Below are 1,240 nucleotides of genomic sequence, written 5' to 3'. Positions count from 1 at the left end.
ATAAAGAAAGCCTGGTGCTGAACAACCAAGCTTTGCTGAACGTATATCATTCGCGTTTTGATCCGCTCTCTAAGACCATTCGTTAAAACTATGATACCTAAACTCACCCTGCATGACAAGCTTCGGCACTTGCACCACACCTGCCAGCAAATCATAATGTTTGACATCCTAAATAAAACAGAGTACATTATAGAAGGCGAACATTTCATATAATATTATTTTAAATATTCGTTTTTAGGAGTGAAAACCATGGAAAACGTATTTGATTACGAAGATATTCAGCTAATTCCTGCAAAATGCATTGTAAATAGCCGTTCAGAATGTGATACATCCGTACGTTTAGGCGGACGTACATTTAAATTACCCGTCGTCCCAGCCAATATGCAGACGATTATAGATGAAAAACTAGCGATTTCATTAGCCGAAAATGGCTACTTTTATGTGATGCACCGATTTGAACCTGAAAAACGGATTGATTTTATTAAAGATATGAACGCACGCGGGTTATTCTCTTCTATCAGCGTGGGCGTCAAAGATGAGGAGTATCAATTTGTCCGCCAGCTGGCAGAAGAAAATCTGACTCCTGAATACGTGACAATTGACATTGCTCACGGGCACTCAAATGCTGTCATTGAAATGATCCAGCACCTTAAAAAACATTTGCCGGACAGCTTTGTTATTGCTGGCAACGTCGGAACGCCAGAAGCGGTCAGAGAGCTTGAAAATGCGGGAGCGGATGCCACTAAAGTCGGCATCGGACCGGGAAAAGTATGTATTACGAAAATCAAAACCGGCTTCGGCACAGGCGGCTGGCAATTAGCAGCGCTGCGCTGGTGTGCCAAGGCTGCCAGCAAACCGATTATCGCGGATGGAGGCATCCGCACCCATGGCGACATCGCAAAATCAATCCGATTCGGCGCAACGATGGTCATGATCGGTTCACTATTTGCCGGACACGAAGAGTCGCCAGGCCAAACGATCGAAAAAGACGGAAAGCTTTACAAGGAGTACTTCGGCTCAGCCTCTGAATTCCAAAAAGGCGAAAAGAAAAATGTCGAAGGCAAAAAAATGTACGTGGAGCATAAAGGCGCGATCATGGATACGCTGACAGAAATGGAACAGGATCTGCAGTCGTCCATTTCTTATGCGGGAGGAAACAAGCTCGATGCGATCCGCAACGTAGACTATGTCATCGTTAAAAATTCTATTTTCAATGGGGATCAATATTAACGGTCACATC

At 44.1% G+C, this 1,240-nt stretch carries 1 protein-coding gene; it reads left to right on the top strand.

Going from position 1 to position 1,240, the window contains the following annotated elements:
• Positions 1-249: 249 nt before the first annotated feature.
• Positions 250-1,230 carry a GMP reductase gene (guaC, locus tag ACWHAR_RS22030; RefSeq protein ID WP_452087831.1) on the top strand — a complete coding sequence of 327 codons (981 nt, stop codon included), beginning with the start codon at positions 250-252 and terminating at the stop codon, positions 1,228-1,230.
• The last annotated feature ends 10 nt before the right edge of the window (positions 1,231-1,240 follow it).

The organism is Bacillus sp. LR--39 (assembly GCF_053613335.1).
Note: the sequence above shows the minus strand (reverse complement) of the source record. Positions and strands in the feature narration are given on the sequence as shown.

Bases quoted from the DNA above. Each gene is read 5' to 3' on its own strand.
- guaC (WP_452087831.1), top strand. From the start codon at position 250: ATGGAAAACGTATTTGATTACGAAGATATTCAGCTAATTCCTGCAAAA.